Source organism: Paenibacillus sp. P3E, assembly GCF_001909045.1.
Taxonomy (GTDB): Bacteria; Bacillota; Bacilli; order Paenibacillales; family Paenibacillaceae; genus Paenibacillus_AQ; species Paenibacillus_AQ helianthi.
In genome coordinates, this window is the sequence record NZ_LVWH01000211.1 from 25,332 (window position 1) to 31,507 (window position 6,176).

At 47.4% G+C, this 6,176-nt stretch carries 5 protein-coding genes; 3 read left to right on the forward strand and 2 right to left on the reverse strand.

The window, feature by feature from the left end:
- Nucleotides 1–135: 135 nt before the first annotated feature.
- Nucleotides 136–1,011 carry a 4-hydroxy-tetrahydrodipicolinate synthase gene (gene dapA / locus A3842_RS27000; protein WP_074103355.1) on the reverse strand — a complete coding sequence of 292 codons (876 nt, stop codon included), beginning with the start codon at nt 1,009–1,011 and terminating at the stop codon, nt 136–138.
- A gap of 119 nt (nt 1,012–1,130) precedes the next feature.
- Between dapA and A3842_RS27005 the strand changes: the two genes are divergently transcribed.
- On the forward strand, nt 1,131–2,027 hold the full coding sequence (locus A3842_RS27005) for a LysR family transcriptional regulator (RefSeq protein WP_074103356.1): 897 nt from the start codon (nt 1,131–1,133) through the stop codon (nt 2,025–2,027).
- Nucleotides 2,028–2,128: 101 nt separating this feature from the next.
- On the opposite strand, the gene A3842_RS27010 is transcribed toward A3842_RS27005, so the two are convergent.
- Nucleotides 2,129–3,007 carry a glycosyltransferase family 2 protein gene (locus A3842_RS27010; RefSeq protein ID WP_074103357.1) on the reverse strand — a complete coding sequence of 293 codons (879 nt, stop codon included), beginning with the start codon at nt 3,005–3,007 and terminating at the stop codon, nt 2,129–2,131.
- 161 nt (nt 3,008–3,168) lie between these two features.
- On the opposite strand from A3842_RS27010, the gene A3842_RS27015 reads away from it, so the two are divergent.
- Both A3842_RS27015 and htpG read left to right on the forward strand, forming a co-directional pair.
- Nucleotides 3,169–3,798, forward strand: coding sequence for a DUF1796 family putative cysteine peptidase (locus A3842_RS27015; RefSeq protein WP_074103358.1), 630 nt, complete (start codon nt 3,169–3,171; stop codon nt 3,796–3,798).
- 137 nt (nt 3,799–3,935) lie between these two features.
- Nucleotides 3,936–5,816 (forward strand): molecular chaperone HtpG, encoded by a 1,881-nt coding sequence (gene htpG / locus A3842_RS27020; protein ID WP_074103359.1) that lies wholly within the window; start codon nt 3,936–3,938, stop codon nt 5,814–5,816.
- Nucleotides 5,817–6,176 lie beyond the last annotated feature (360 nt).

Here is a 6,176-nt window from a genome sequence, read left to right on the forward strand (position 1 = left end):
TGCGGCTTTGGGAATACAATATAAGCCTCTCCTAACGGGAGGCGCATATAATAACAAGAACCGCCAGGGTGCAGTCAAAGACTGTCCTTGGCGGTTCTTTTTGTGTTGCATATTATATCAGTTATCGAACAAGTGCTACCCGGCCAGATAAGCTCCCAATTCCTCACGCAGCTCGGAGCTAATTGGGGTCATTGGCAGGCGGAGCGTATCCGAGGAGATTTCTCCATAGGCATTAAGCAGCCATTTGATCGGAGCGGGATTGGATTCCTTGAAGAGAAGCTTCATCAGCGGGATGAGCCGGTCAAATTCTGCTCTGGCTACTTCAATCTTTCCATTTCGGAACTGCTCGTAGATCCCCAGGTACTTCGCAGTATGGACATTGGCCGAGGCCAGCATACCACCGGCGGCTCCACAGCCCAGCATCTCGAAGAAATGGAGGTCATCACCGCACAGCACCGGCTTCGAGCCCAGGCGGGACAGCTCAGAGACGAGCAGCGGCGAACCAGAGCAATCTTTTAAACCGACAACATTATTCATTTCCAGGATTGTTCGTGCCGTATCGATGGTCATACCGACTCCAGCGCGGCCCGGAATATCATAAGCCATGACAGGTATACCTACCTCGGCAGCTTTGCGGAAATGCTCAATAATGCCTTGCTGGGAAGGGCGGCTGTAATAGGGTACTACAACCAGTACAGCATCAGCGCCGGAGTTTGCGGCCATTTCGGTGCGGGCTACCGTGGATGCGGTGTCATTGGTCCCTGTGCCAATAACCAGTGGAATCGAGCTGGATTTCAATAGCTCTCTTGAAGTGTTCACGAGGGTCTGCAGCTCCTGTATGTTGACTGTCGGCGATTCTCCAGTGGTTCCATTGACGACCAGACCATGAATACTGTTCTTGATGATGTTGTTCACATAGCGCTGATACGATTCCAGATCGATCTCTCCAGCTGTATTGAACGGGGTTACCACGGGAACATAGATTCCATAAATCTGTTCTTCTGTTAACATGAATATCGGCCTCCAAAATGTTGAAATCCTTTTATCTTACTGTAGCATGGAATATTCCATCGGCGTTAGCTATAATAAATGATGTGGGTTATCAATAATATTGATGTTGGGGTGAACTTATGGATTTAACATATATGCGGACCTTTCGTGAGGTCGCAAAGCGGCAAAGCTTTACCCGGGCGGCTGAAGAACTGGGTTACGCACAGTCCAGTGTGACCACGCAGATCCAGAAGATTGAGAAGGAATACGGGGTTCCGCTGATGGAGCGGCATGGACGGGTACTGCGCCTGACCCCACCTGGAGAAGAGCTGCTCAAGCTGTTCGTGGAGATTCTGGATTTATATGACCGCTCCAAAGAAACGATTGCCCAGCAGATTGGAGGAACCTTGACGATTGGGACGATAGATTCGTTGGCCGCCTTTTACCTGCCGCCTTTTCTGCAGCAGCTTCGGACAACGTTTCCGGGGTTAAACATTCATCTGCAAACCGAACAGGAAGCCAATCTGGTGGCCAAAATTAGAGATGGCGAGGTGGATATCGGCTTGATGCTGGATCGCAGCACAGCAGATACGCAGCTTGAGCGTATGATCATCAGGGATGAGCCGCTGGTGCTGGTGGCACCAAAGGGGCACGCGCTGGCAAGACTGGACCAAGTGACACTGCAGGATTTGAATAAATGCGAGCTGATCGTCTCAGAGGAGAGCTGTATCTACCGCAGTCTGTTCGAGAATCTGCTGCGCGAGCATGGAATAAACTTCCGTATCGGCTTTGAGCTGTCCAATCTGGAGGCCATTAAGCGCTGCGTACGCAATGGGCTGGGTATTGCCCTGCTTCCGAGAATCGTAGCTGAAGAAGAGATTGAACGCGGAACGCTGGCCGAGCTGCCGTTTGTGCATCCCGAAATCCACTTCGATCTGCAGCTGCTTATCCATCCGAAGAAGTGGAAATCACTGCCGCTGCAATCCCTGATACAGATGCTGCTGGCGGATGCTCAGGCGAAGGCTGTAGCGTTGTGAGATTGTGGGTAGGTAAGTGAAGATAGTCTGGCTAGGGTATATATCAAAAAAAGGTTGGATAAGACTCAGGAGTCTTTCCAACCTTTTTTGTCTTCGCTGGCTTAATATCGGGATAGACTGAAACACTGCGATAATACTGAATTTAGGGTTTCGTGATCATATTTTTGCCTGCGTAAATTGCCTTCCAAAATCTTGTGAGCCCATGCCAAGCATGTATAGTATTGAGCAGGTTCATGCACCCGTATTCTAAAATTGCAAAAATCCAAGTGAGTCTGGTACTCCTCAGCGGTGGGTTCAATGTCGAGCAGACGTAATTGATCTCTGCGGATGCGTTCTGATTGTATGACTTGCACTTGTTGGTGAGTATTGGAAATCTGATTGGAATGTTGTCTGTACATGAGCAACACTTCAGGAAGATTAACCACCTGTGTAACTGCCGATAATCGGTTCCATATTTCGTAATCTTCAGCATGAACATAATTCAAATACTTGATCCCATGGTCCTCTAGTACAGATTTGCGGATCATAACCGTTGGATGCACAATCGTACATTGGAATAACTGCCAGCATCTGATCTCCTCATGATGTAACGGTTTCGTGGTAATAGCATCTAAACCTAACAAATAAACCTGAGAGCCGCAAACGCCGCAGTCCTGATGGATGTCCATGTAATTCACTTGGCGTTCAAAGCGGTGAGGCAATGCAATATCATCTCCATCCATACGGGCAATGTACTCCCCTGTACATAAATCGATGCCTTGATTTAACGTCTCGATTAATCCAACATTTCTTGAATGTGTAATCAATTTAATTCTACGGTCATCAAATTTTCTAATAATATCTAAGGTCCCATCCGTAGATCCGTCATCAATAATTAGTAATTCGAAATCTGTATACGTTTGAGTTAAAATACTGCAAATAGATTCTTCAATATAGGGGGCCATATTAAAAACTGGCATAAGAACGGATATTTTGGTCAATATCTACACCGCCCATCTTCTTTTCTAAAATTATTGTATGTGAGATTTGAGGTGCATGACCTGCATATCTGACTAATTTCGCCTGAATATAGGCCCTACAGTCCAAACCCTTTTCTCTCTGTGTAATTAAATATAGTAAATGATGCAGGAGGGGATTGGGCATGAACTATAATCAGATCAAAGGGACTTACGATGTCATCTTTAGTTTAGGGGCGAATTGCTTACCTGCAGATCAATTATCACGGCATATGCTGAGGAAGATCGGAGGCGTTCTGGATTGGGTGGAGTCACCTGCACTGTCAGGGGTAAGCCATCTTTTACGGAACCGGTTTTTGAATTATATGGAATTACCGAATTTGGCGATTACAGGTATCAATGACAAGGCTGGGTGCTATATTGTGCGGGATGCTGCATACTATATCTTCTCTCATCATGACTTTCCGCTGAATCAGAATACACCTGTTCAACTGGTGAGTTACCCCGAGCTTAGAGAGAAAGTTAGCCGGCGTGTTCCACGGTTTCTGGATACCCTTAAGAACGCTAACCGAATTTTATTTATCCGTACTGAAGGAACTATACATGAAACGGCGGAACTGCTGGATGTTCTACAACAGTTGGTCCCCGGTGAATTCAACTTGCTAGTGATTAATCATGCTCCGGTAGACTATATGGTTGAAACTCCATGGCCATTTCAGAATGTGTGCGCCCTGCAAATCCCGAAGGTACCTGATGAGTTTCACGATAATGATGAACTTTGGAAAAATATATTGGACGGATTCTCGGTCCGCTAGCTAAGTATTTGCAGCAATATATTGACATCAAAAACGGGAATATGGTATATAAAAGGAAGTGTTAGCACTCCTCACAATGGAGTGCTAATCTTCCGGACACTATATGAGGTTATTTTTGAAAGGAGATTTACTTATTCATGGCTAAAAAAGAGTTCAAAGCTGAATCCAAAAGATTGCTGGAAATGATGATTAACTCCATCTATACGCAGCGCGAGATTTTTCTGCGGGAACTGATTTCGAATGCAAGCGATGCCATTGACAAAATCTATTACAAAGCACTGGCCGACGAAGGTCTGGTGTTCAATAAAGAGGATTATTACATTAAAGTGACTGCGGACAAGGAAAGCCGTACACTAACGATCTCCGATACAGGCATCGGGATGACCCAGGAAGAGCTGGAGAACAACCTGGGAATTATCGCGAACAGCGGGTCGTTTGCTTTTAAGAAGGATAATGAAGCAAAAGACGGCCACAACATCATCGGGCAGTTCGGGGTTGGCTTCTATTCCGCTTTTATGGTGGCAGACGATGTGACTGTAGTCAGCAAGGCGCTGGGCAGCGACCAGGCCTTCAAGTGGGAGTCCCAGGGAGCTGACGGATATACGATTGAGCCCGCCGAGAAGGATACCATAGGAACTGAAATTACACTCAAGATCAAATCGAATACAGAGGAAGACAACTACGACGAGTTCTTGGAAGAATACCGCCTGAAATCGATCATCAAGAAATATTCTGACTTCATCCGTTTCCCGATCAAGATGGACATCACCGGCAGCAAGCCGAAGGAAGGCAGCGAAGGGGAGTTCGAGGAAACGAAGGAAGAGCAAACCGTCAACAGCATGGTGCCCATCTGGCGCAAGAACAAAAATGAGCTGACCGACGAGGATTACAATAACTTTTACACAGAGAAACGCTACGGCTTCGACAAGCCGCTCAAGCATATTCACATTAGTGCCGACGGCGCGGTGGTCTATAATGCGATCCTGTTCATTCCGGAGAACACACCGTTCGATTATTACACCAAGGAATATGAAAAAGGCCTGGAGCTCTATTCCAACGGCGTGCTGATCATGAACAAATGTGCTGACCTGCTGCCGGATTATTTCAGTTTCGTCAAAGGGATGGTGGATTCCGAGGATCTGTCGCTGAACATCTCCCGTGAGATGCTGCAGCATGACCGCCAGCTGACGCTGATTGCCAAGAACATCAAGAGCAAGATCAAGAGCCAGCTTCTGAGCCTGCTCAAGGATGAGAGAGAGCAATATGAGAAGTTCTACACTTCGTTTGGCAGACAGCTGAAGTTCGGGGTCTACAATGACTATGGCATGGAAAAAGAAACCCTCCAGGACCTGCTGATGTTCTACTCTTCCAAGGAGAAGAAGCAGGTTACGCTGGCCGAATATGTGGAAAGAATGCCGGAAGACCAGAAGTATATCTACTATGCTTCCGGGGAATCGGTGGAACGGATCGAGAAGCTGCCTCAGACTGAGATGGTATCGGACAAGGGTTATGAAATTCTCTACTTCACTGACGATATCGATGAATTTGCGATCAAGATGATCATGTCCTATAAGGAAAAGGAATTCAAAAACGTATCCAGCGGCGATTTGGGTATTGAAGAGAATGCAGAGGACAAGCCATCCGAAGCAGAAGAGAATGAGAACAAGGAACTGTTCGAAGCAATGCAGGGCATTCTGTCCGGAAAAGTGAAGGCAGTCAAAGCGTCCAAGCGGCTGAAATCCCATCCGGTCTGCCTGTCCACAGAGGGCGAGCTCACGATTGAGATGGAAAAGATCCTCAAAGCCATGCCGAACGGCCAGGAAGTACAGGCGGATAAGGTGCTGGAGATCAACATTCATCATGATGTCTTCAAATCCCTGAAAGCTGCTGCAGAAGGGGACAAGGAGAAGCTTGGCCTGTATACGAATCTGCTATACAACCAGGCACTGTTGATCGAAGGTCTCCAAGTGAACGATCCCGTGCAGTTCACCAACGATATTTGCAAAATCATGGTATAATCTGCAGCGGCTCCGCCCTGCTATATAAAATCCAACCCGCTTCCGGTCTGACCGGAGCGGGTTTTTGCGTGCGCCTCACAGTCGCACTATCTAGGTGGTTCAAATCCACCCGGTGACTTTACCCTTTAAAGTGCCGTAGCCGAAGCAGACTTCCGGCAACCGAAGGTTGCCGGAAGGGCAGGGTGTCTTCCGTAAGGAAGAATCCGAAGGGCCTGCAGGCAAAGTCCAGCCCGGAATGCAGTGAACCAGAGGTGGCGGCGATGCTGGGTGACCCGCCGTAAAAACGGGGAAACCTATACGAAATCGTATATCTTACAGGAAAACACACAAAGGGAAATGACCTGCAAGACTCATCGACGT